Origin of the sequence: Klebsiella sp. R445, assembly GCF_051131755.1 — a bacterium.
GTDB lineage: Bacteria > Pseudomonadota > Gammaproteobacteria > Enterobacterales > Enterobacteriaceae > Klebsiella > Klebsiella lignicola.
Genome location: NZ_CP180446.1, coordinates 4,866,664 through 4,891,117 on the forward strand (window position 1 = coordinate 4,866,664; position 24,454 = coordinate 4,891,117).

General features: G+C 58.1%; 20 protein-coding genes and 1 pseudogene. 14 read left to right on the forward strand and 7 right to left on the reverse strand.

Annotated features, from left to right (window positions below; translation table 11 throughout):
* Nucleotides 1-45 precede the first annotated feature (45 nt).
* The 3 genes and pseudogenes from bglG (at nt 46) to ACMYSN_RS22975 (ending at nt 4,416) form a co-directional block, all read left to right on the forward strand.
* Nucleotides 46-879: a Bg1G family transcriptional antiterminator gene (gene bglG, locus ACMYSN_RS22965; protein WP_462496283.1), complete on the forward strand. Its 834-nt coding sequence runs from the start codon at nt 46-48 to the stop codon at nt 877-879.
* A 155-nt stretch (nt 880-1,034) separates the two neighbouring features.
* Nucleotides 1,035-3,006, forward strand: a pseudogene (gene bglF / locus ACMYSN_RS22970) (PTS beta-glucoside transporter subunit IIABC).
* A 15-nt stretch (nt 3,007-3,021) separates the two neighbouring features.
* Entirely contained in the window at nt 3,022-4,416 is a 1,395-nt protein-coding gene (locus ACMYSN_RS22975; protein ID WP_462496284.1) for a glycoside hydrolase family 1 protein, read from the forward strand.
* Nucleotides 4,417-4,461: 45 nt separating this feature from the next.
* Here the strand turns inward: ACMYSN_RS22975 and ACMYSN_RS22980 are convergent, their stop codons facing one another.
* Complete coding sequence (locus tag ACMYSN_RS22980; RefSeq protein WP_462496285.1) at nt 4,462-5,196, reverse strand: class I SAM-dependent methyltransferase; 735 nt, start codon at nt 5,194-5,196, stop codon at nt 4,462-4,464.
* A 123-nt stretch (nt 5,197-5,319) separates the two neighbouring features.
* Between ACMYSN_RS22980 and mdtQ the strand changes: the two genes are divergently transcribed.
* Nucleotides 5,320-6,768: a multidrug resistance outer membrane protein MdtQ gene (mdtQ, locus tag ACMYSN_RS22985; protein ID WP_462496286.1), complete on the forward strand. Its 1,449-nt coding sequence runs from the start codon at nt 5,320-5,322 to the stop codon at nt 6,766-6,768.
* A gap of 54 nt (nt 6,769-6,822) precedes the next feature.
* On the opposite strand, the gene ACMYSN_RS22990 is transcribed toward mdtQ, so the two are convergent.
* The gene (locus ACMYSN_RS22990) at nt 6,823-7,392 is read right to left on the reverse strand and encodes a DedA family protein (RefSeq protein WP_462496287.1); all 570 of its coding nucleotides are present in this window, start codon (nt 7,390-7,392) and stop codon (nt 6,823-6,825) included.
* A gap of 229 nt (nt 7,393-7,621) precedes the next feature.
* Here ACMYSN_RS22990 and ACMYSN_RS22995 point away from each other — a divergent pair, with 229 nt between their 5' ends.
* On the forward strand, nt 7,622-8,209 hold the full coding sequence (locus ACMYSN_RS22995; protein WP_123755133.1) for a Yip1 family protein: 588 nt from the start codon (nt 7,622-7,624) through the stop codon (nt 8,207-8,209).
* Between the two features lie 220 nt (nt 8,210-8,429).
* Nucleotides 8,430-9,380: a D-alanyl-D-alanine endopeptidase gene (gene pbpG, locus ACMYSN_RS23000; protein WP_462496288.1), complete on the forward strand. Its 951-nt coding sequence runs from the start codon at nt 8,430-8,432 to the stop codon at nt 9,378-9,380.
* A gap of 40 nt (nt 9,381-9,420) precedes the next feature.
* On the opposite strand, the gene ACMYSN_RS23005 is transcribed toward pbpG, so the two are convergent.
* Nucleotides 9,421-9,975 carry a GNAT family N-acetyltransferase gene (locus ACMYSN_RS23005; protein WP_434639758.1) on the reverse strand — a complete coding sequence of 185 codons (555 nt, stop codon included), beginning with the start codon at nt 9,973-9,975 and terminating at the stop codon, nt 9,421-9,423.
* A 92-nt stretch (nt 9,976-10,067) separates the two neighbouring features.
* A complete protein-coding gene (gene dld / locus ACMYSN_RS23010) occupies nt 10,068-11,807 on the reverse strand; it encodes a D-lactate dehydrogenase (RefSeq protein WP_462496289.1) in 1,740 nt (579 codons plus the stop codon).
* Between the two features lie 193 nt (nt 11,808-12,000).
* On the opposite strand from dld, the gene bglX reads away from it, so the two are divergent.
* From bglX to ACMYSN_RS23035, 5 genes are all read left to right on the forward strand, one after another.
* Nucleotides 12,001-14,298 (forward strand): beta-glucosidase, encoded by a 2,298-nt coding sequence (gene bglX / locus ACMYSN_RS23015; RefSeq protein ID WP_462496290.1) that lies wholly within the window; start codon nt 12,001-12,003, stop codon nt 14,296-14,298.
* A 140-nt stretch (nt 14,299-14,438) separates the two neighbouring features.
* Nucleotides 14,439-15,356, forward strand: coding sequence for an ABC transporter substrate-binding protein (gene osmF / locus ACMYSN_RS23020; protein ID WP_462496291.1), 918 nt, complete (start codon nt 14,439-14,441; stop codon nt 15,354-15,356).
* Between the two features lie 7 nt (nt 15,357-15,363).
* Nucleotides 15,364-16,521 (forward strand): ABC transporter permease, encoded by a 1,158-nt coding sequence (locus ACMYSN_RS23025; RefSeq protein WP_462496292.1) that lies wholly within the window; start codon nt 15,364-15,366, stop codon nt 16,519-16,521.
* Nucleotides 16,514-17,461 carry an ABC transporter ATP-binding protein gene (locus ACMYSN_RS23030; RefSeq protein WP_174507857.1) on the forward strand — a complete coding sequence of 316 codons (948 nt, stop codon included), beginning with the start codon at nt 16,514-16,516 and terminating at the stop codon, nt 17,459-17,461. The genes ACMYSN_RS23025 and ACMYSN_RS23030 overlap by 8 nt, the downstream gene beginning before the upstream one ends.
* Nucleotides 17,445-18,182 (forward strand): ABC transporter permease, encoded by a 738-nt coding sequence (locus ACMYSN_RS23035; RefSeq protein ID WP_123755522.1) that lies wholly within the window; start codon nt 17,445-17,447, stop codon nt 18,180-18,182. Before ACMYSN_RS23030 ends, ACMYSN_RS23035 begins: the two co-directional genes overlap by 17 nt.
* On the opposite strand, the gene ACMYSN_RS23040 is transcribed toward ACMYSN_RS23035, so the two are convergent.
* Nucleotides 18,157-18,270, reverse strand: coding sequence for a protein YohO (locus tag ACMYSN_RS23040; RefSeq protein WP_071844955.1), 114 nt, complete (start codon nt 18,268-18,270; stop codon nt 18,157-18,159). The two genes, ACMYSN_RS23035 and ACMYSN_RS23040, sit on opposite strands and share 26 nt — an antisense overlap.
* A gap of 59 nt (nt 18,271-18,329) precedes the next feature.
* Entirely contained in the window at nt 18,330-19,061 is a 732-nt protein-coding gene (locus tag ACMYSN_RS23045) for a MerR family transcriptional regulator (RefSeq protein WP_462496293.1), read from the reverse strand.
* 209 nt (nt 19,062-19,270) lie between these two features.
* Here ACMYSN_RS23045 and ACMYSN_RS23050 point away from each other — a divergent pair, with 209 nt between their 5' ends.
* From ACMYSN_RS23050 to ACMYSN_RS23060, 3 genes are read left to right on the forward strand one after another with little or no spacing between them, the layout of a single operon-like run.
* The gene (locus tag ACMYSN_RS23050; RefSeq protein ID WP_462496294.1) at nt 19,271-20,959 is read left to right on the forward strand and encodes a LytS/YhcK type 5TM receptor domain-containing protein; all 1,689 of its coding nucleotides are present in this window, start codon (nt 19,271-19,273) and stop codon (nt 20,957-20,959) included.
* Nucleotides 20,953-21,672 (forward strand): two-component system response regulator YehT, encoded by a 720-nt coding sequence (gene btsR, locus ACMYSN_RS23055; protein WP_462496295.1) that lies wholly within the window; start codon nt 20,953-20,955, stop codon nt 21,670-21,672. The genes ACMYSN_RS23050 and btsR overlap by 7 nt, the downstream gene beginning before the upstream one ends.
* 53 nt (nt 21,673-21,725) lie before the next feature.
* Nucleotides 21,726-22,193 carry a YehS family protein gene (locus ACMYSN_RS23060; protein WP_123755123.1) on the forward strand — a complete coding sequence of 156 codons (468 nt, stop codon included), beginning with the start codon at nt 21,726-21,728 and terminating at the stop codon, nt 22,191-22,193.
* A gap of 83 nt (nt 22,194-22,276) precedes the next feature.
* Here the strand turns inward: ACMYSN_RS23060 and metG are convergent, their stop codons facing one another.
* Complete coding sequence (metG, locus tag ACMYSN_RS23065) at nt 22,277-24,313, reverse strand: methionine--tRNA ligase (protein WP_462498315.1); 2,037 nt, start codon at nt 24,311-24,313, stop codon at nt 22,277-22,279.
* Nucleotides 24,314-24,454: the final 141 nt, after the last annotated feature.

A 24,454-nucleotide genomic window follows, 5' to 3' on the forward strand; every position in this document is an offset into this window, starting at 1 on the left:
TCTGGCATTTGTCGGGGGTCAGGTTTTTTTGTTTTTGGGGTTCATATGCAAATCGCCAAAGTTCTTAATAATAATGTGGTGGTTATTCTGGACGAGCAGCGACGCGAGCAGGTAGTGATGGGGCGCGGGTTGGCCTTTCAAAAGCGCGTCGGTGACACTCTGGATGAAAGTAAAATTGAAAAAGTCTTCGCGCTGCACAGTGATGAACTGGTGGGACGCTTAGGCGAATTACTCAGTCAGATACCGTTAGAAGTCATGACCACCTGCGACCGGATTATTGAACTGGCGCGCGGGCGGTTGGGGAAACTGCAGGAAAGCCTGTACATCACGTTGACCGACCACTGTCATTTTGCCATCGAGCGGCAAAAAAATGGGGTGGCGCTGCGCAACGTGCTGCTGTGGGAAATTAAGCGGCTCTACCCGAAAGAGTTTGAGCTTGGGCAGGAGGCCCGCGCCATTATCGCCCGGCGGCTCGGGGTGGAGCTGGCGGAAGATGAAGCGGGCTTTATTGCCCTGCACCTGGTCACCGCGCAACTCAACAGCGAAATGCCGGAAGTAATGCACGTGACGCGGGTGATGCAGGAGATCCTGCAGCTGGTGAAATATCAGCTCCAGCTAAATTATGACCAGGAGTCGCTGAGCTACCAGCGCTTTGTCACCCACCTGAAGTTTTTCGCCCAGCGCATGCTGACGCGCACGGTGGTGGAAGATGATGACGTCACGTTGCACAGCGCGGTAAAAGAAAACTACGCCAAAGCGTGGAAATGTGCGGAAACCGTGGCCCGTCATCTGCAGAAAAGCTACCAGCGAGCGCTGACGACGGAAGAAATTATGTTTCTCGCCATCCATATCGAGCGAGTGAGAAAAGAAGGGCGCTGAACCCTTCTAACGATACCCAAAATAATTCGAGTTGCTTGTCGGCGGCAAAGCCGTAAATCCCCAGGAGCTTACACAGGTAAGTGGCTGGGTGAGCGGGTGCAGCCAACACCCAGGCAACTTGAAGGATGAAGGGGATAAAACTGGATTGTTACTGCATAACGCAGGCAAAACCTGAGCGCGACGCCTTTCCCGGCGTGGTTCTCGGGTTTTTTTTATTTTTATACTCAGTCACTGCTGCCGGCAGGCAGCGGAAGAAAGGAAAACAGCATGGAATACAAAGCACTCGCGCAGGATATTCTGAGCCGGGTTGGCGGCAAAGAGAATATTGTGAGTCTGGTTCACTGCGCCACACGACTGCGCTTTAAACTCAAAGAGAACAAAAAGGCCGACGCGGAAGGGCTGAAGACTAACCCTGGCGTGATTATGGTGGTGGAAAGCGGCGGCCAGTTCCAGGTGGTGATTGGCAACCACGTCCACGATGTCTGGCAGGCGGTACGCAACGAAGCGGGCCTCACCGATGATAGCGAGCCAGTGGCAGATACTGGAGAGAAAACCTCGGTACTGGGCCAGGTGATTGATGTGGTTTCCGCCATCTTCACACCGTTTATCGGCGTACTGGCGGCATCGGGGATCCTCAAAGGGCTGCTGGCGTTGGCGGTGGTTTGCGGTTGGTTGGTGCCGCAGCAGGCAACCTACAAAATCTGGTTCGCCGCCAGCGACGCGCTGTTCTTTTTCTTCCCGCTGTTTCTCGGCTATACCGCCGGTAAAAAATTCGGCGGCAATCCGTTTATTACCATGGTGATCGGTGGTGCGCTGACCCATCCGCTGATGATCCAGGCCTTTGAAGGCGCTCAGCTGCCCGGCGCTGAAGCGAGCTATTTTCTCGGCATCCCGGTGACCTTTATCAACTACAGTTCCTCGGTGATCCCGATTATCCTCGCCTCGTGGTTAAGCTGTTGGCTGGAGCGTAAAGGCAACGCGTTGCTGCCGTCGGCAATGAAAAACTTCTTTACGCCGCTGATTTGCCTGGTGGTAGTGGTGCCGCTGACCTTCCTGGTTATCGGCCCGGTGGCCACCTGGTTAAGCCAGCTGCTGGCCCACGGCTACCAGATTATCTACACCGTGGCGCCGTGGCTGGCGGGGGCCGCCATGGGCGCGCTGTGGCAGGTCTGCGTGATTTTCGGCCTGCACTGGGGGCTGATACCGCTGATGATTAACAACCTGACGGTACTGGGCCAGGACTCGATGCTGCCGATGCTGCTGCCGGCGGTGATGGGGCAGGTTGGCGCGGCGCTGGGGATCTTCCTGCGCACCCGTGATGCCCGGCAAAAAGTGCTGGCGGGATCTGCGGTTTCCGCCGGGATCTTTGGGATTACCGAACCGGCGATTTATGGCCTGAACCTGCCGCTGCGCCGTCCGTTTATCTTTGGCTGCGTGGCCGGTGCCATCGGCGGGGCGATTGTCGGCCTGAGCGACAGCCACGTCTACTCCTTTGGCTTTGCCAATATTTTCACCCTCGCGCAGATGATCCCACCGCAGGGCATCGATGCCACCGTCTGGGGCGGGGTGGTCGGTATTGTTGCGGCGCTGGTTATCTCCTGCGTGCTGACCTTTGTCGCAGGCCTGCCGGGGAGCCGCACCGAGCCTGCTGGCGTGCCGATTGGTCCTGTTGCGGAAAACGCGATCCTCGCACCGATGTCCGGCACCGCGCTGGCGCTGGATCAGGTTCCCGATAGCACCTTCGCCAGCGGCCTGCTGGGGCAGGGCGTGGCGATTATTCCCGCCGTCGGCAAGGTGATTGCGCCGTTCTCCGGGGAGGTGGCGTCACTGTTCCAGACCAAACACGCGATAGGTCTGCTCAGCGATAGCGGCATTGAACTGTTGATCCACGTTGGTATCGACACCGTGAAGCTCGATGGCGCGCCCTTTACCGCCCACGTTAAAGAAGGCGACCGGGTGAAGGCCGGCGATCTGCTGCTCGAATTCGATCGTCAGGCTATTCTGGACGCCGGTTATGACCTGGCGACTCCCATTATTATCAGCAACAGCGACGATTATCGTAGCGTCGAGATCGTTTCCACCAGCGTGGTCGATGCCGGCCAGCCGCTGTTGTCCGTCATCCCTTAATCACAGGAGAGAAAGATGAAGACATTTCCACAGACCTTCTTATGGGGCGGTGCGACCGCTGCCAATCAGGTAGAAGGCGCTTATCTGGAAGAGGGCAAAGGATTATCCACCTCGGACGTCCAGCCGCACGGTGTCTTTGGCGAGGTTGTTGAGCGCGTGCCGGGCGACAGCGGGATCAAAGATATCGCGATCGATTTCTATCATCGCTATCCGGAAGATATCAGCCTGTTCGCCGAGATGGGGTTCAACTGCCTGCGGGTGTCGATTGCCTGGACGCGTATTTTCCCCGACGGCGACAATGCCGAGCCTAATGAAGCCGGGCTGGCGTTTTACGACCGGCTGTTTGCCGAAATGGCGCAACACAATATCACTCCGCTGGTCACCTTATCGCACTATGAAATGCCGTGGGCGCTGGTGAAAAACTACGGCGGCTGGGGCAGCCGCGAGGTGATCGGCTTCTTTGAACGTTACGCCCGCACGGTGTTTGCCCGTTACAAAGACCAGGTCAAACTGTGGCTGACCTTTAACGAAATCAATATGTCGCTCCATGCGCCGATGACCGGCGTCGGCCTGCCGGAAGGCAGCAGCAAGGAAGCGGTTTATCAGGCGATCCACCATCAGCTGGTGGCGAGCGCCCTGGCGGTCAAAGCCTGCCATGAGATTGTCCCCGAGGGCAAAATCGGCAATATGCTGCTCGGCGGCTTAATGTACCCGTTAAGCTGTAAGCCGGAGGATGTGTTTGAAACCTTGCAGCAGAACCGCAGCTGGCAGTTCTTCGGCGATGTGCAGTGCCGCGGAAGCTATCCGGGCTATATGCTGCGCTATTTCCGCGACCAGGGGATGACGATTAACATCACCGATGCCGACCGTGAGGCCCTGAAATCCACCGTGGATTTCATCTCCTTTAGCTACTACATGACCGGCTGCGTCACCGCCGACGAAGAGCTGAATAAGAAAGCGCGCGGCAATATTCTCAGCATGGTGCCGAACCCGCATCTCGCCAGCTCCGAATGGGGCTGGCAGATTGACCCGCTGGGCCTGCGGACGCTGCTGAACGTGCTGTGGGATCGCTATCAAAAGCCGCTGTTTATTGTGGAGAATGGCCTCGGCGCGAAAGACAAAGTTGAGGCGGACGGTTCGATTCAGGACGATTACCGCATCAGCTACCTCAACGACCATCTGGTGCAGGCGCGGGAAGCGATCGACGATGGCGTGGAGCTGCTGGGCTTTACCAGTTGGGGGCCTATCGACCTGGTGAGCGCCTCGAAAGCGGAGATGTCCAAGCGCTACGGCTTTATCTATGTCGATCGCGACGACCAGGGGAACGGCACCCTGGCGCGGAGCAAAAAGAACAGCTTCTACTGGTACAAAGAAGTGATTGGCAGTCACGGTGCTAGCTTAAAAGGCTAAGCCTCGCCATCCGTTGCGGCCCGGAACTCCCGGGCCGCCGGGTGTTTATGCTGGTTTACGGGCGCGCAGCAGGAAGATCATAGGTCGCTCCTGCTCTTCCTCCAGTTCCGGCTGAGCGGCGATTTGCTCCGCCGTCGGTCCCCATTCATCAAGATGTTCAATGACAAAACCGGCGGCGACCAGCAGGTTTATCCAGCTGGCCAGCTTACGATGCTGTTTCTTCACGCCGTCGGCAAACCAGTTGCTGATGCGCTCCCCCTCCTGCTGATAGTGGTTGACCGGCCAGTTCTTTTGACCGACGTCGTCCATCTGCCAGCCCTGGCGCAGCGGGGCGGTGTATATTGGGTGTTCGGCGGAGAACAGCAGCGTACCACCCGGCGTCAGGGCCTGGTAAATCGTGGCGAACAGAGGCGCGACGTCAGGAAGGTAGTGCAGCGCCAGCGAGCTGTAGACCAGTTCGCAGCTGCCGGCGGGCAGAGTGAGGGTCTGCAGATCTTCGCAGCGGTAATCAATGTCGCCCGCCGTGCCCATGTCGCGAGCGCGGTCAAGCATGCGGCTGGAAATATCGATCCCGGTAATCTGTGTGGCGCCTTGTTCACGCGCCCAGCGGCAAAACCAGCCGTAGCCACAGCCAAGATCCACCACTCGCAGGCCAGCTAAAGCGGGCAGCATCTGCTGAATGGCAGGCCATTCCGGCGCGCCGTCGAGCCCTTTTTTCGAGCGGTCGAGAGTGGCATATCCTGCAAAAAAATCAGGATCATCATAAATATTCTGACTCATAATCACTCCATGAATTATTTGTGTATTTTTAATTACCCTGGTTTTTAGTCACACGCTTTACTAAACGGGCCAGTTTCAATTAACTTATTATAACCAACCTTTTTTTGTAATCTGACCTGTCTAATGAATCTAACGTTGAGAAAAAGCGTGTTGGCCGGGATTCCCCTGGTCATCGCTCTGGCTGGCTGCGCGCCGTCCCATGATATTGGCAATCCGCCGCAGCAGCAGACACCTGCCTCTCATGTGTCCATGGATCTCCCCGCCGCCGTTAAAAATGGCTGGCCGCAAAGTAACTGGTGGCAGGAATACCACGACCCGCAGTTGAACAGCCTTATCCAGCGTGCGCTGGCGAATGCCCCGGATATGCAGATTGCCGAGCAGCGCATCAAGCTGGCGGAAGCCCAGGCGCGCATGTCGCAAGCCAATCTTGGGCCAGAGATGGATTTTTCCGCCAACGTTGAACGACAGAAAATGTCGGCCGAAGGGCTGATGGGGCCGTTTGCCACCGATACCGACGGGAATACCGGTCCCTGGTACACCAACGGCACCTTTGGCCTGACCGCAGGCTGGGATCTGGACCTGTGGGGTAAAAACCGCGCGCTGGTGAAAGCGCGCATTGGTGAGGTCAAAGCGCAAATCGCCGAAGAGGCGCAAACCCGTGAGCTGCTGGCCAGCAGCGTGGCGCGACTTTACTGGCAGTGGCAGACCGAAGCGGCGGTGAAGAGCGTGCTGCAGCAGGTTAAAAGCGAACAAAACAATATTGTTAACGTCGACCAGGCGCTGTATCAGCGCGGGATCACCAACTCCGCTGAAGGTGCTGAAAACGACATTAATGTCAGCAAAACCGATCAGCAGTTGGCCGACGTTGCCGGCAGCATGAAAGAGATCGAAGCGCGTCTGATGGCCTTGACCAACAGTCAAAGCCAGTCGCTGAATCTGAAAGTGGCTAACCTCCCGGAAGTCAGCGCACAAATGCCGACGGAGCTGGGCTATGAACTGCTGGCGCGGCGCCCGGATCTGCAGGAGGCGCACTGGTATATCGAAGCTTCACTGAGCGAAGTGGATGCCGCCAAAGCGGCGTTCTATCCGGACATCAACCTGATGGCTTTCCTGCAACAGGATGCGCTGCACTTAAGCGATCTGTTCCGCCACTCTGCGCAGCAGATGGGGCTTTCCGCCGGACTGACGTTGCCTATCTTTGATAGCGGCAGGCTCAACGCCAACCTCGACATTGCCAGCGCGCAGAATAATTTGTCGGTGGCGAAGTACAACAAAGCGGTGGTTGATGCGGTCAATCAGGTGGCGAAGACCGCCAGCCAGGTAGAGACCCTGATGGAGAAGAACCAGCAGCAGCAGCAGGTTGAGAAAGACGCTCAGCGTACGGTGAACCTGGCGCAGGCGCGTATGGAGGCCGGTATCCTGGCGGGGTCGCGAGTCAGCTTAGCCAGACTCCCCGCGTTGCAGGAGCGAATTACGGCGCTGCGCCTGCATGGCCAGTGGCTGGATGCCAGCATTCAGCTGACCTCCGCGCTGGGCGGCGGCTATCACCAGACCCCACTAAAATCTAGCTAATACCACAGCTAACGCGGCCGGGGGAGACCCCGGTCGCTGTTTACGGGTTACCCGTTAGGGCTTCTTTTTCGCTTCCCGGCGGCGGAACCACCAGTGAGCGCCCGCCACCAGGACCACCACCAGAATCAGCCAGATCCCGTGCTTCAGATGGCCATCAAGATGATGCAGCCAGGGTCCTATCGCTTCGCCTCCCAGGTAACCCAGCGTGGTGAACAGCAGGGCCCAGACCAGCGCGCCGAGAATATTGAGCGGCAAAAAGACTTTGGGCGGCAGGCGGCTGGCACCGATCAATAGCGGGCCAATCACCCGAAAACCGTACATAAAACGGGTGCCAATCACGAACAGGTAAGGGCGGCGCTGAATCATGCGCTGCGCTTTGTGGATCCGCGCCTGGTGGCGTGAAAAACGCCGCAGCAGTCGACCGCCAAATCGCCTGCCCAGCAGGTACAGCAGCTGATCGCCAATCATCCCGCCCAGTGCGACCGAGAGAACCACCAGTGGAAATTTTAACAATCCCTGATGCGCCACGACGCCGCCCAACAGGGTGATAGTTTCACCCTCCGCCAGGCTGCCGACGATCAGCGCAGCGTAGCCATATTGGGAGATCAGGTTATTGATATCCATACACAGAAAAACTCCATCGTTGCTTTGGCTTCAGGCTGGATGGCGCTCGACCGCTTTCGGTCGGTCAGGCAGCACAAAGCAGGGAAGATCATTCTCATCAATCTGTTAATCATACACCCTGCGAGTTAAAACGCGGTGCAGTGCATTTTTATAGCTGTACACAAACTAATCTCTCAGAGTGAATTATACTTGGATCAGTGCTGTACGAAGCCGTGACAAGGGGGATGCTATGAACCATGTCTGGGGATTGTTCGCTCATCCTAATCAGGAAATGAGCGTCATCAAAAGCGAAAATGAGACTATTTCGCACCACTATACGCACCATGTGCTGGTGATGGCTGCGGTTCCGGTGATTTGCGCGTTTATTGGTACCACGCAACTTGGCTGGAATTTTGGCGACGGTAACGTGGTACAACTGTCGCTGTTGACGGGGCTGGCGCTGGCGGTGGTGTTCTATGCCGTAATGCTGGCTGGGGTGGCGGTGATGGGGAGGATCATCTGGTGGATGGCGAGAAGCTATCCGCAACGCCCGTCGCTTAAACGCTGTATGGTGTTCGCCGGGTACGTGGCGACGCCGCTGTTCATGAGCGGGCTGGTGGCGCTCTATCCGTTGGTCTGGCTGTGTGCGCTGGTGGGTACGGTGGCCCTGTTCTACACCGGTTACCTGCTGTACCTCGGTATTCCGACCTTCCTGAACATCAACAAAGAAGAGGGGCTGAGCTTTGCCAGCTCGACCCTGGCGATCGGGGTGCTGGTGCTCGAGGTGCTGCTGGCGATCACCGTGATCCTCTGGGGGTACGGTTACCGACTCTTCTAATCCTCGCTAACCACCGAATTGGCTGGTGAACGAGAAACGACCAGCGGCTGAATATATTGCCGACATAAATGGATTTTTATGTCGGCAATGCAGCATTTGCTCACGATTCTTATTAGTCAGATCCCGCCAGTGCACGGTATGATAGGTCCTGCCAGCGTCGCCCACATCCCGGCGCCGCAGCGTACGTTCATAACGTGCAAAAATACTTTCACGAATGATCATGATGCCGAAATTTCGAGTTTCTTTGCTCAGCCTGACCTTGCTCTTGGCTGTGCCTTTTGCGCCCCAGGCGATTGCAAAAACCCCCGCCGCCGCGACGGCCTTGCAGCCGGATATTGCCTCCGGTAGCGCGATGATCGTTGATCTTGCCAGCAAAAAAATTGTTTACCAGAGCCAGCCTGATTTGGTGCGACCGATTGCGTCCATTACCAAAGTGATGACGGCGATGGTGGTGCTGGATGCGCATCTGCCGTTAGACGAACTGCTGACCGTGGATATCAGCCATACGCCAGAGATGAAAGGTATCTATTCGCGCGTGCGCCTGAACAGCCAAATCAGCCGCCGCAATATGCTGCTGCTGGCGCTGATGTCCTCAGAAAACCGCGCCGCCGCGAGCCTTGCCCACCACTATCCTGGGGGCTACGATGCCTTTATCCGCGCCATGAACGCCAAGGCCCAGGCGCTGGGCATGACCCATACCCGTTATGTTGAGCCAACGGGGCTGTCGATCCATAACGTCTCGACCGCCCGTGACCTGACGAAACTGCTGATTGCGACCGAACAGTATCCGTTGATTGGTCAGCTGAGTACGACCAAAGAAGATACCGCGACATTCGCCCATCCGGCCTATACGCTGCCGTTTCGCAACACCAACCATCTGGTCTATCGCGACAACTGGAATATCCAGCTGACCAAAACCGGCTTTACCAACGCCGCGGGCCACTGCCTGGTGATGCGCACGGTGATTAATCAGCGCCCGGTGGCGCTGGTGGTTATGGATGCCTTCGGCAAATATACCCACTTTGCTGATGCCAGCCGCCTGCGTACGTGGGTTGAAACCGGGAAGGTGATGCCGGTACCGGCCTCCGCGCTGAGCTACAAAAAGCAGCGTGAAGCCCAGATGGCGGATGCGATGCTGAAAGGTGGCGCGCAGACGGCGCAAAACGATTAATGCCTCTACCCCCGGCCCGCATCAGCGGACGGGGGTTTTTTTATTCCGGTATGGTTAAATCGCCTTCACCCAGCTGGCGCTGCATGATCAAAGTATCGCGCCAGTCTCCCATCTTATAGCCCACGCTGCGCAACTGACCGGCCACGCTAAAGCCAAATTTTTTGTGAATCGCCAGCGAACCGGCATTGTTGTGACCATCGCCGATGATCGCCAGCATCTGCCGCCACGGACCCTGCTCGCACTTCTCAATCAGCTGCGCCAGCAGGGCGCTGCCGATCCCGCGCCCACCCATTCCCGATTCGACATAAATCGACTCTTCGAGGGTGTAGCGGTAGGCGGGGCGAGGGCGGTAAAACGTCGCATAGCAGTAGCCGACAATGGTGCCGCGCCACAGGGCTACCAGCCACGGCAGCCCGTTATCACGCACCGTCTTAATCCGCTTGCGCATTTCATCGACGGTGGGGGGAATATCTTCAAAGGATGCGCGTCCATTCAGTACGTGCCAGACGTACAGCGCTGCAATAGCGTGAGCGTCATCGGGCAGGGCTTCGCGGATCTCTAACTCAGCGCCGTGTAACATATCCGCTTCGGACATGAGGGGGACTCCTTAACCAGGTTTGCCGGAGAAGCGTTTCTCCGGCGTGCAGCGTAATACAGAATCCCGTTACGCGTCATCTGCGATGATGGCTATTCCGCGACGTTATTTTCGCTCTGCGGGCGTTCTCCCCAGTACTTCTGCTTGCTGGTTTTACCGAGGCCCGGGTTCATGCTGTTGGTCGGGTCATTCTGGCGGTAGAACTGTTTTAAGCTATCCGCGGCTTCATACAGGTGCCCGACGTTATGCTCGGCCGGGTACTGCGCCCCGCGCTGCTTCAGCAGCTCAAGCATCTGTTCTTTCAGCGCATGGGCATCGACGCCTTTTTTCACGATGTAATCCTGATGGAACACGTGGCACATAAAGTGGCCGTAATAGAGCTTGTAGACCAGCTGGCTGTCGATTTCCGGCGGCAGATGCTCAAACCATTCGCTGTCGTTGCGACGCAGGGCAATATCCAGCGCCAGAATATCTTCGACTTCATCAGCATGGACCGCCTGATAACGAATCGCGGCCCCTGCGGCGGCGAAGCGGTGAAGAAACGCCTTGCTGCCTTCTTCCGGGGTACAGACGAAGAAATCCCCTTCGGCCTGCTGGAAGTACCCTTTAAGCCAGGTCTGCGCCTCTTCGATGCCATCCCCGGCCATTTTCAACAGCAGGTGATGCTCGTATTTATCACGCCAGGTTTTCATGCGCTCCGGCAGGTGCGCCGGGAAAACGTGCCCCAGCTTCTGCATAAAGCGGTCGCTAAAGTGCGGCTTAAACAGCGACACTTTATCCAGCATGGCGTCGGCGCGGCCTTTCATGGTGAAGAAGAACGGCATCTTGTCGGTGCCGAGCTTGTCGATCATCAGGAAGGTGTCTTTACCGTAGCGCTCGGCAATATCATAGATATCGCGGTGCATGTATTCGCCCGCCACCGGCAAATGTTCAAACTCTGCCAGGATATGGCGGCGAATTTCGGTCAGTACCGCAGGGTCGTTGCTGCCGATGTAAAAGACCTGCTGGCGCTTTTCCGCCGGGAAGGTGTCGAGACGTGCGGCGAACACCGCCAGCTTGCCGGCGCAGCCGGACGATTCAAACAGGCGATCCGGGTCGGCGTTGTAGCGTGCCGGCGTGTCGGCATTGACATCGCGCACCCGGGTAACGTAATCGTGGTCATGGGCGTGGCGGCCATCGTGCAGCACGTCGCCATCGCTCACGCGGTCGTCGTCGAGACGGCTGAGGATCTGCTCCGGCGTGGTGCCCAGATCGATTCCCAGATGGTTCACCAGCCGCAGCTTGCCGTTTTCGTCAATCTGGGCAAACAGCGACATCTCGGTATAGGCCGGGCCGCGCTGCACCAGCGAGCCGCCGGAGTTATTGCAGATCCCGCCGATCACCGACGCGCCGATACAGGAAGATCCGATCACCGAGTGCGGCTCACGGCCCAGCGGTTTCAGCGCTTTTTCCAGCGAATAGAGCGTGGTGCCCGGGAAGGCCAGCACCTGTTCGCCTTTGTCCAGCAGATGCAGTTTATCGAGGCGCAGGGTGCTGATAATAACTATCTGGCGATCGTAATCGTTGCCGCTGGGGGTCGAGCCTTCGGTCAGCCCGGTGTTTGCCGCCTGCATGAGAATAATTTTATCGGCGTTAACGCAGGCGTTCAGCACCCGCCACAGTTCCAGCAGAGTTCCCGGAAAGACCACCGCCAGCGCATCGCCCTGGCCTGAGCGGAAACCTTTACGGTAGCGCTGGGTTTTGGCCGGATCGGTTAACAGGTGGGAAGTGCCGACCAGTCTTGCCAGTTCCGCCAGAAAATCATGATTATTCGAAGGTGTTGCAGATGACATGATCCACTCCTTGTGGTGGTAGCGAAAATATCGGGATTAAGCATAGCGCTTTGTATGACAATTTTGTGCAGGAATGTGTCGAATTTCAGAGAAGAACCTTAGCATTCTGCAGGCGTCTTGTTTATATATATGGCAAACTGCGGTTTTTATTATGTTTTGCCGTGATCCCGGCCTGAGAGAAAGCGAGATAACAATGAAATGGCTCTGTACGATTGGCGTCGCCGTTAGTCTGGCGCTGCAACCCGCTCTGGCGGATGAACTGTTCGGCAATCACCCCTTAACCCCGCAGGCGCGGGATGCCTTCGTGAGCGAACTGCTCAATAAAATGACCGTCGATGAAAAAATCGGCCAGCTCAGGCTGATCAGCGTCGGGCCGGATAACCCGAAAGAGGCGATCCGCGAGATGATTAAAGACGGCCAGGTCGGGGCTATTTTTAACACCGTCACCCGCTCGGATATCCGCATCATGCAGGATCAGGTCATGCAGCTCAGCCGCCTGAAGATCCCGCTGTTTTTCGCCTATGATGTGATACACGGCCAGCGCACCGTCTTCCCGATAAGCCTCGGTCTGGCCTCCTCATTTAACCTCGATGCGGTCAATACCGTAGGCCGTATTTCGGCCTATGAAGCCGCCGACGATGGCCTGAACATGACCTGGGCGCCGATGGTGGACGTCTCGCGCGATCCGCGCTGGGGCCGCGCCTCGGAAGGTTTCGGGGAAGATACCTATCTGACCACCATGATGGGCCAGGCGATGGTCGAGTCGATGCAGGGTAAAAGCCCGGCGGATCGCTACTCGGTGATGACCAGCGTGAAGCACTTCGCCGCCTATGGCGCGGTAGAGGGCGGGAAAGAGTACAACACCGTCGATATGAGCCCGCAGCGCCTGTTCAACGATTACATGCCGCCTTACAAAGCCGGGCTGGATGCCGGTAGCGGGGCGGTCATGGTGGCGCTGAACTCTCTGAACGGTACCCCGGCCACTTCCGACGCCTGGCTGCTGAAAGAGGTCCTGCGTGACGACTGGGGCTTCAAAGGCATCACCGTCTCCGATCACGGTGCCATCAAGGAGCTGATTAAACACGGCGTTGCTTCCGACCCGGAAGATGCGGTGCGGGTGGCCCTGAAGTCGGGCATCAACATGAGCATGAGCGACGAGTACTACAGTAAATACCTGCCGGGGCTGGTGAAATCCGGCAAAGTGACGATGGCGGAGCTGGATGACGCCACGCGCCACGTGCTGAACGTCAAATATGATATGGGGCTGTTTAACGACCCGTACAGCCACCTCGGGCCGAAAGATTCCGACCCGCAGGATACCAACGCCGAAAGCCGCCTGCATCGCAAAGAGGCTCGCGAAGTTGCCCGGCAAAGCCTGGTACTGCTGAAGAACCGCCTGGAGACGTTGCCGCTGGAAAAATCGGGCACCATTGCCGTGGTGGGACCGCTGGCAGACAGCAAGCGTGACATGATGGGCAGCTGGTCGGCGGCGGGCGTGGCGGATCAGTCGGTCACCGTGCTGAGCGGCATCAAAGATGCGCTGGGTGACAAAGGCAAGGTGGTTTATGCCCGCGGCGCCAACATCACCAACGATAGCGGCATTGTCGATTTCCTTAATCTGTACGAGAAAGCGGTGCAGGTTGACCCGCGCTCGCCGCAGGCGATGATTGACGAAGCGGTGGCCGCAGCGAAACAGTCCGACGTGGTGGTCGCGGTGGTCGGCGAGGCGCAGGGCATGGCCCACGAAGCCTCCAGCCGTACCGATATTAATCTGCCGCAGAGCCAGCGTGATTTAATCAGCGCGCTGAAGGCCACCGGAAAGCCGCTGGTGCTGGTGCTGATGAACGGTCGTCCGCTGGCGCTGGTCAAAGAAGACCAGCAGGCTGACGCGATGCTGGAAACCTGGTTTGCCGGGACCGAAGGCGGCAACGCCATTGCCGATGTGCTGTTCGGCGATGCCAACCCGTCGGGCAAACTGCCGATGTCGTTCCCGCGCTCGGTGGGACAGATTCCGGTGTACTACAGCCACCTCAATACCGGCCGTCCGTACAACGCCGACAAGCCAAATAAATACACCTCGCGCTACTTTGACGAGGCCAACGGCCCGCTGTATCCGTTCGGTTACGGCCTGAGCTACACCACCTTTAGCGTATCCGACGTGAAAATGTCGGCGCCGACCATGACACGTGACGGCAGCGTTACCGCCAGCGTGCAGGTGACGAACACCGGTAAACGCGAAGGGGCGACGGTCATTCAGCTCTATCTGCAGGACGTTACCGCCTCAATGAGTCGACCGGTGAAAATGCTGCGTGGCTTCCAGCGCGTGAACCTCAAACCGGGTGAGACGCAAACCGTCAGCTTCCCGATTGAGATTAATGCGCTGAAGTTCTGGAATCAGAAAATGAAATACGACGCCGAACCGGGCAAATTCAACGTCTTTATCGGCGTTGACTCCGCCCGAGTGAAGCAGAGCGAATTCGAATTACGCTAATCTGACCCTCCCGGTCATGCAGCCGGAACTCCCCTAAAAGGCCGATTAATCGGCCTTTTCTTTTTCGTTCAGCGGTCAAATAGGCTACGCTTTTCTCTTAAGCTTCTGAAAATGGAGCGCAAAATAATGAGGATGGCGGGATGGATATGGCAACGAAATGGCGCGCTGCGCTGGCGCTGGCCGCGCTGATAAGTCTGCCGCTTCAGGCGGCGGAGCCGGTCAAAGTGGGATCAAAAATCGATACGGAAGGGGCGCTGCTGGGCAATATTATTTTGCAGGTGCTGGAGAGCCACGGGGTGAAGACCGTCAATAAAGTGCAGCTCGGGACCACCCCGGTGGTGCGCGGGGCGATTACGGCGGGTGAACTCGACATTTATCCAGAATATACCGGTAACGGCGCCTTCTTCTTTAAGCAGGAGAACGATCCGGCGTGGAAAAACGCCCGGCAGGGCTACGAGAAGGTGAAAAAGCTCGATGCAGAGCAGAATAAGCTTATCTGGCTCACCCCGGCACCGGCGAACAACACCTGGACCATTGCCGTGCGTCAGGATCTGGCTGAAAAAAATAACCTCACGTCACTGGCGGATCTCAGCCGTTATCTGCACAGCGGCGGTACCTTCAAGCTGGCGGCCTCCGCCGAATTTATCGAGCGTCCCGATGCGCTCCCGGCCTTTGAAAAAGCCTATGGTTTCTCGCTCAATCAGGACCAGCTGCTGTCGCTGGCGGGCGGCGATACCGCGGTGACCATCAAAGCGGCGGCGCAGCAAACCTCCGGCGTCAATGCGGCGATGGCCTACGGGACCGACGGCCCGGTTGCTGCACTGGGGTTACAAACCCTCAGCGATCCGCAGGGCGTACAGCCGATTTACGCTCCGACTCCGGTGGTCCGCGAGGCGGTGCTGAAAGCCTATCCGCAGATTGCCGAATGGCTGCAGCCGGTGTTTGCCAGCCTCGATGAAAAAACGCTGCAACAGCTGAATGCCAGCATTGCCGTAGAAGGGCGGGACGCCAAAAAAGTGGCCGCCGATTATCTGCAGCAAAAAGGGCTGTTGAAGTAGATCCCGGGTGGCTATTCGTTGTTATAACCGTGTCGTGCTGCTGCTGGCCTGCGTCCTGCTGCTGGCGGTGGCTTTGCCGTTCGTCAACTATGCGCCTAATCGCCTGTTATCCGGAGAGGGGCGCTGGCTATGGCAGGATTGCCGCTGGCTGATGGCGCTGCAGGTCGGCGGGGCGCTGTTGCTGATGCTCCTCTGCTGGCGGGCGGGCCGTGGACCGCTGCTGCTGACCTTGCTGGTGGCCGACGCGCTGCTGCCGCTCCAGCTGTGGGGTGCCGGGCAGGTGGCGACCCAGCTGGCGCAGGAGGGCTCTGCGCTGGCGCGTACCTCGCCGGGCAGCGGCCTGTGGCTGGCGCTGGCGCTCTGCCTGCTCATTGCCAGCGACGCCATCCGCCGCCTGACTTCCCGGGCGCTCTGGCGCTGGCTGCTCAATGCCCAGATCTGGCTGATCCCCTGTGTGCTGCTGACCACCGGTGCGCTGGATCAGCTATCGCTGCTGAAAGAGTACGTCAACCGCCAGGATGTTTTCGATGCGGCGCTGTACCAGCACGTGACGCTGCTGTTTGGCACGCTGCTGCCGGGGTTACTGATCGGTTTGCCGATGGGCATCGCCATCTGGCGCCGACCCCGCTGGCAGGCGCCGGTGTTTACCTTCCTCAATATTATTCAGACCGTGCCCTCCGTGGCGCTGTTTGGCCTGCTGATCGCGCCGTTGGCCGGTCTTGCACATCACTTTCCCTGGCTCGCGGCGCGGGGTATTTCCGGTACCGGAATGGCACCAGCGCTGATTGCGCTGGTGCTGTATGCCCTGCTGCCGTTGGTGCGTGGAGTGGTCACCGGCCTGCAGCAGGTGCCACGCGACGCGCTGGAGAGCGCGGTGGCGATGGGGATGAGCCGCGGCCAGTGCTTCAGGTCAGTACAGCTGCCGCTGGCGTTGCCGGTGCTGTTGCGCAGCCTGCGCGTGGTGAGCGTGCAAACCGTCGGTATGGCGGTAGTGGCGGCGCTGATTGGCGCCGGCGGGTTCGGCACCCTGGTGTTCCAGGGGCTGTTGAGCAGCGCCCTGGATCTGGTGCTGCTGGGGGTGATCCCGACCATTGCCCTTGCGGTGGTGGTCGATGCGCTGTTTGCGCTGTGGGGCGCGTTACTGAAAGGAGAGGCAGATGATTGAATTTGACGGGGTCAGCAAATCCTTCGCCGGGCAGCCGGCGGTAAAAAATCTCAACTTGCATCTGCGTGAAGGCGCCTTCTCGGTCCTGATTGGTACTTCCGGATCCGGTAAATCCACTACGTTGAAAATGATCAACCGGCTGGTCGAGCATGACAGCGGCAGTCTGCGCTTTGCCGGGCAGGATATTCGCCAGCAGCCGGTGCTGGCGCTGCGCCGACGGATGGGCTACGCCATTCAGTCGATCGGCCTGTTTCCTCACTGGACGGTGGCGCAGAACATCGCCACCGTCCCGCAACTGCAAAAGTGGTCGCGGCAGCAGATCGCCGCGCGGGTCGATGAGCTGATGGCGCTGCTGGGGCTGGACCCGGCGTTGGGTGCACGTTACCCACACCAGCTCTCCGGCGGCCAGCAGCAGCGGGTTGGGGTGGCGCGGGCGCTGGCTGCCAATCCTGACGTCCTGCTGATGGACGAGCCATTTGGCGCCCTCGACCCTGTGACCCGCGACGCGCTCCAGCAGGAGATGATCCGCATTCACCGGCTGCTGGGGCGGACCATCGTCCTCGTGACCCACGATGTGGATGAAGCGCTGCGGCTGGCGGACCATCTGGTATTAATGGACGGCGGCGAAGTGGTGCAGCAGGGCGAACCGCTGCAGATGCTGCTGAATCCGCAAAACGCCTTTGTGGAGACGTTTTTTGGCCACAGCGAGCTGGGCGTCCGGCTGCTGGCGTTGCGCGGCGTCGGGGAGTATCTGCGCCGCGATGAGCGGCTGGCCGGGGATACGCTGCAGGTGACGATGACGCTGCGCGAAGCGCTTTCGCAGTTTATTACCCATCGCTGTGAGGTGCTGCCGGTAGTGGATGAACAGGGACAAGCCTGCGGGACGCTGCATTTTGCCGACCTGCTCGGCAAGGAGGTGCGTCATCCGCCTGCTTCGTGATCCGCTGCTGTGGCTGCTGGCGCTGTTTATCGCCATTTTGCTGCTGCTGCCCTACAGCGCGCCACTCTTCAGCGCCCTGTTTCCCGAACTGCCGCGCCCGGTCTATCAGCAGCAGAGCTTTCTGTCGCTGACGTGGGCCCATTGCTGGCTGGTGGCGCTTTCGAGCCTGGCGGCGACGGTGGTGGGCGTCGGGGCTGGCGTAGCGGTGACGCGTCCCGCTGGGCGTGAATTTCGCCCGCTGGTGGAGACGATAGCGGCGATGGGGCAAACTTTTCCGCCGGTGGCGGTGCTGGCGATTGCGGTGCCGGTTATGGGATTTGGCTGGCAGCCGGCGTTGATTGCGCTGGCGCTGTACGGCGTGCTGCCGGTATTGCAGGGGACGCTGGCCGGGTTAAGCGCCGTGCCCCCGGGTGCGGTGGCGGTCGCTCAGGGAATGGGGATGACCGGCTGGCAGCGGCTTATCAAGGTCGAGCTGCCGCTGGCCGCGCCGGTGATGCTGGCCGGTATCCGGACCTCGACCATCGTTAATATCGGCACGGCAACTATCGCCTCAACGGTCGGGGCGAATACGCTCGGAACGCCGATTGTCATCGGCCTTAGCGGGTTCAACACCGCTTATGTACTGCAAGGTGCGCTGCTGGTGGCGCTGGCGGCGATCGTCGTCGACCGCGGATTTGAACGGCTGAACCGCTGGATCAGCCGACACCGCCACGAACAATAAACGAGTAACCGGCAAGCATCACGCCGCTGATCCCGCCGATGGCCATGAATAAGAATAGGGTAATGACCGCGATTTTCGCTGGCTTCATAATAGGCTCCTGATGTTAACGGAGGGATTATACGGTGAAGCTCAGGTGTTAATAAAACATTAATTGCTATTTAGCCAGATAACGTGACCCTGCTGCTGCCAGGCCTGCAGCTGATCCTGCTGCGCCTGGGTCGGGCTCTCGCCGCACAACACCAGCAGGGTGCTGTCGGGAAACAGTTCAGGGCGAATCTGCGGCAGCGAGTGCGGCACAACGTCGACCCTCCAGCCCTGTTCACTGGCAATCCAGCCCTCCAGCCACATCCGGGTGGTATCGTCGATATTCCAGCCGAGCACCAGCGCATGGCTGCCGGCGTGTTTGTAGGCGCTGGCGAGGCTGTGTGCAATATGGTTGATCAGCACGCCGTCAAGGATGCTGCGCAGGGCGGTGAGGGTGGGCTGAGGGCTGAGCAGACGATGGCGCAAAGGAATAAACAATTGGTTAACCAGCGTCTGGGCGGAGTAGTTGTGGCTGCGCTCTTTAATCCACAGCCGTAAGCGGTGATAGCTGCCGTCGTGCAGATAGCCCAGCAGGATCTCCTGCTGTTCCCGCCAGCCATCCTCCTCTTGATGATCGTTATTGTTGAGCAGGGTTTTGACTTTGCCCACCTGAACGCCCGCGTCAATCCAGCGTTGAATTTCGCGGATGCGGTCAATTTCCTGTTCATTAAACAGACGGTGGCCGCCGTCGGTGCGCTGAGGCTTCAGCAGTCCATAGCGCCGCTGCCAGGCGCGTAACGTCACGGGGTTGATGTCGCAGAGCTGAGCCACTTCACCAATCGTATAAAGCGCCATAAATCCCTCCCGCAGTTGCTTCCCTTATAACTGTAGAAGCTGTTTGCCGAAGACGATATGTTTGTTCATTTTTTGTTCATGTAGTGAGGGGCGGGCGGCTAAGAAGTGTGATCCTGACCATGATTTTTCATTTTCCTCGGTGGCTTCAAAGAAAGTTTTAACCCGGCGGTGTATGTTACGCGCTTTCAAGTGAAGTGTGGTCTGTGGGTATGTACGAGTTCGATCTGGTGTTGCTGCTGCTTCAGCAGATGTGCGTGTTTTTGGTCATCGCGTGGTTGATGAGCAAGACGCGGCTGTTCATTCCGCTGATGCAGGTCACCGTCCGCCTGCCGCATAAGCTGCTGTGCTACGTCACTTTCTCCATTTTCTGCATTTTGGGGACCTATTTTGGTCTGCATATCGAAGACTCCATTGCCAATACGCGCGCCATCGGTGCGGTCATGGGCGGCCTGCTCGGCGGCCCGGTCGTCGGCGGCCTGGTGGGCCTGACTGGCGGGCTGCATCGTTACTCCCTTGGTGGGATGACGGCGCTGAGCTGTATGGTCTCCACCATCGTGGAGGGGCTGCTGGGTGGTCTGGTCCACAGCGTGCTGGTCAAACGTGGCCGTTCAGATAAAGTGTTCAGCCCGCTCACCGCCGGCGCGATCACCTTCTTCGCCGAGATGGTGCAGATGCTGATTATCTTGCTGATCGCCCGTCCCTTCGACAATGCGCTGCATCTGGTGCAAAGCATCGCCGCGCCGATGATGGTCACCAACACGGTCGGCGCCGCGCTGTTTATGCGTATCCTGCTGGATAAGCGGGCGATGTTTGAGAAATACACTTCGGCTTTCTCTGCCACCGCGCTGAAGGTCGCGGCCTCGACGGAGGGGATCCTGCGTCAGGGGTTTAACGAAGAGAACAGCATGAAGGTCGCGCAGGTGCTGATCCAGGAGCTGGATATTGGCGCGGTGGCCATCACTGACCGCGACAAGCTGCTCGCGTTTACCGGCATTGGCGACGATCACCATCTGCCCGGTAAGCCGATCTCGTCATCCTATACTCAAAAGGCTATCGATAGCGGCGAGGTGGTCTACGCCGACGGCAACGAGGTCCCGTATCGCTGCTCGATTCACCCCAACTGCAAGCTGGGCTCGACGCTGGTGATCCCGCTGTGCGGCGAAAATCAGCGGGTCATCGGCACCATCAAATTATATGAAGCGAAAAACCGCCTGTTCAGCTCCATCAACCGTACGTTGGGAGAAGGGATTGCCCAGCTGCTGTCGGCACAAATTCTGGCCGGGCAGTATGAGCGGCAGAAGGCGCTGCTGACGCAGTCGGAGATAAAACTGCTGCACGCGCAGGTGAACCCCCATTTTCTGTTTAATGCCTTAAACACCCTGAAGGCGGTGATCCGCCGCGACAGCGATCAGGCCGGGCAGCTGGTGCAGTATCTGTCGACCTTCTTCCGTAAAAACCTCAAGAGGCCTTCGGAGGTTGTGACCCTGGCTGATGAAATTGAACATGTGAACGCCTATCTGCAAATTGAAAAGGCGCGCTTCCAGACCAACCTGCAGATTCAGATGCTGGTACCCGAGACGCTGGCCCACCATCAGCTACCGGCGTTTACGCTGCAGCCGATCGTAGAAAACGCCATTAAGCACGGTACGTCGCAGCATCTTGGGGTCGGGGAAATTACCATTCGCGCCAGCCAGAACGACCGCTGGCTGCAACTTGATATCGAAGATAATGCCGGACTGTACCAGGACAATCCCAACGCCAGCGGGCTGGGTATGAGTCTGGTGGACAGACGTTTACGGGCGCGCTTCGGCGCCGACTGCGGCATTACCGTCACCTGTGAAGCGGAGCGTTTCACCCGCGTCACGCTGCGACTGCCTCTGGAGGAGAACGCGTGTTAAAAGTGTTGATAGTTGATGATGAGCCGCTGGCACGTGAGAACCTGCGCGTATTGCTGGAATCCGCCGGTGATATTGAGATTGTCGGCGAGTGCGGCAATGCCGTAGAAGCCATCGGTGCGGTGCACAAGCTGCGCCCGGACGTGCTGTTTCTCGACATCCAGATGCCGCGGATCAGCGGTCTGGAAATGGTCGGGATGCTGGACCCGGAGCACCGGCCTTACATCGTGTTTCTCACCGCCTTTGACGAGTACGCGGTGAAAGCCTTTGAAGAGCACGCGTTTGATTATCTGCTCAAACCCATCGAGGCGCCGCGGCTGGAGAAGACCCTGGCCCGTCTGCGCCAGGAGCGCAGCCTGCAGGATATCTCGCTGCTCGACGATACCCAACAGGCGTTGAAGTACATCCCCTGCACCGGCCACAGCCGCATCTGGCTGCTGCAAATGGAAGATGTGGCGTTCGTCAGCAGCCGGATGAGCGGAATCTACGTCACCGACCGCGAAGGGAAAGAGGGCTTCACCGAGCTGACCTTGCGAACTCTGGAGAACCGCACGCCGCTGCTGCGCTGCCACCGCCAGTATCTGGTGAACATGGTGCACCTGAAGGAGATTCGTCTGGAGGAGAACGGCCAGGCGGAACTGCTGATGCGGGCCGGGCAAACGGTGCCGGTGAGCCGCCGCTACTTAAAAAATCTGAAAGAGGCGATTGGGCTGTAATACGCCTGAATCGTGATAGACTTAGCGCCAGCATTTTTCATCATGAAGGCATTATGATCAGTAACGATATCTTACGTAGCCTGCGCTACATCCTGAAAAGCAATAATAACGACCTGGTGCGTATTTTTGCGCTGGGCGATTCCGTCGTCAGCGCAGAGCAGCTGGTCCCGTGGCTGAAAAAGGAAGAAGAAGATGGCTTCCAGCGCTGCCCGGACATTATGTTGTCGATTTTCCTCAACGGCCTGATTTATGACAAACGCGGCAAAGATGAGTCGGCACCGCCGCTGGCGGTTGAGCGCCGGGTGAATAACAATGTGGTGCTGAAAAAGCTGCGCATCGCGTTTTCGCTGAAGACCGATGACATCCTCGCCATTCTGACCCAGCAGAAGTTCCGCGTTTCGATGCCAGAAATTACCGCCATGATGCGCGCGCCGGAGCATAAAAACTTCCGCGAGTGCGGCGACCAGTTCCTGCGCTATTTCCTGCGCGGCCTGGCCGAACGCGTCCACGCCAAACCTTGAGTTTCTCTTGCTGAGTTGTCCCGACCTGCGACAGTAACGATGGATAAAAAAAAGCGCTGCCGGAGCAGCGCTTGTTGCGGAGATTATTTTACCTGTTGACCAGGTTTGGCGCCGCTGTCCGGGCTTAACAGGAAGATATCCTTGTCGCCAGGGCCTGCCGCCATCACCATCCCTTCAGAGATGCCGAAACGCATTTTACGCGGCGCCAGGTTGGCAACCATCACCGTCAGGCGACCAATCAGCACCTGCGGATCCGGGTAAGCGCTACGAATGCCGGAGAAGACATTGCGTTTCTCGCCGCCCAGGTCGAGGCTCAGGCGCAGCAGTTTATCGGAACCGTCGACAAATTCGGCGTTTTCAATCAGCGCGATACGCATATCGACTTTGGCGAAATCGTCAAAGGTGATGGTTTCCTGAATCGGGTCGTCAGCCAGCGGGCCGGTAACCGGTGCGCTGTTCAGCGCTTTCACTTCTTCTTTAGAGGCTTCCACCAGGGCTTCAACCTGCTTTATGTCAATGCGGTTGTACAACGCTTTGAAGGTGTTCACCTTGTGCGACAGCAGCGGCTGCTGGATAGCATCCCAGCTCAGTTCACAGTTGAGGAACGCTTCAACGCGCTCGGACAGGGTCGGCAGTACCGGTTTCAGCCAGGTCATCAGTACACGGAACAGGTTGATGCCCATTGAGCAGATGGCCTGCAGGTCGGCATCGCGGCCTTCCTGTTTCGCCACCACCCACGGAGCCTGCTCGTCAACATAGCGGTTCGCCACGTCGGCCAGCGCCATGATCTCGCGGATGGCTTTACCAAATTCACGGCTTTCCCACGCTTCGCCAATGGTCTGCGCGGCGTCGGTGAAGGTTTTGTACAGCGCCGGATCGGCCAGTTCAGCCGACAGCACGCCGTCAAAACGCTTGTTGATAAAGCCGGCGTTGCGCGATGCCAGGTTCACCACCTTGTTGACGATATCGGCATTGACGCGCTGGACGAAGTCTTCCAGGTTCAGGTCGATATCATCGATGCGTGAAGAGAGCTTCGCGGTGTAGTAGTAGCGCAGGCTATCGGCATCGAAGTGGTTCAGCCAGGTGCTGGCTTTGATAAAGGTACCGCGCGATTTGGACATCTTCGCACCGTTCACCGTCACGTAGCCGTGCACAAACAGGTTGGTGGGTTTACGGAAATTGCTGCCTTCCAGCATCGCTGGCCAGAACAGGCTGTGGAAGTAGACGATGTCTTTGCCGATGAAGTGATACAGCTCGGCACTGGAGTCTTTCTTCCAGTATTCGTCGAAGCTTGTGGTGTCGCCGCGCTTGTCGCACAGGTTTTTGAATGAACCCATGTAGCCGATCGGCGCATCCAGCCAGACGTAGAAATATTTGCCTGGCGCAGCTGGAATTTCGAAGCCAAAGTACGGCGCATCGCGGGAGATATCCCACTGCTGCAGGCCAGACTCGAACCACTCCTGCATCTTGTTAGCAACCTGCTCCTGCAACGCACCGCTGCGGGTCCACGCCTGCAGCATCTCGCTGAAGGACGGCAGGTCGAAGAAGAAGTGCTCGGAGTCACGCATTTCCGGGGTTGCACCGGAGACCACGGATTTCGGGTCGATCAGCTCGGTCGGGCTGTAGGTCGCGCCGCAGACTTCGCAGTTATCGCCATATTGATCCGGTGATTTGCACTTCGGACAGGTGCCTTTGACGAAACGGTCCGGCAGGAACATGCCTTTTTCCGGATCGTAGAGCTGAGAGATGGTGCGGTTTTTGATAAAACCGTTCTCTTTCAGGCGACCGTAGATAAGCTCTGACAGCTCACGGTTCTCGTCGCTGTGCGTCGAGTGGTAGTTGTCGTAGCTAATGTTGAAGCCAGCAAAATCGGTCTGATGCTCCTGACTCATTTCGTCAATCATCTGCTCCGGAGAAACGCCAAGCTGCTGGGCTTTCAGCATAATCGGCGTGCCGTGGGCGTCATCGGCGCAGATAAAATTGACCTCGTTGCCGCGCATTCGCTGGTAACGGACCCAGACATCAGCCTGGATGTGCTCCAGCATGTGGCCGAGGTGGATAGAGCCGTTGGCGTACGGCAGTGCGCACGTTACCAGAATTTTCTTCGCGACTTGAGTCATAGTGGGCATTACATCTTCTGTTGTAAAAAGGGCTTCTGATATTACCAAAAGGGTAATGGGTGCGCCATAAATGGCTGACCATATATGGATAATCCTCAGCTGTGGTAAACTCAGCCATACTGAAAGCAGCTCATAACAACA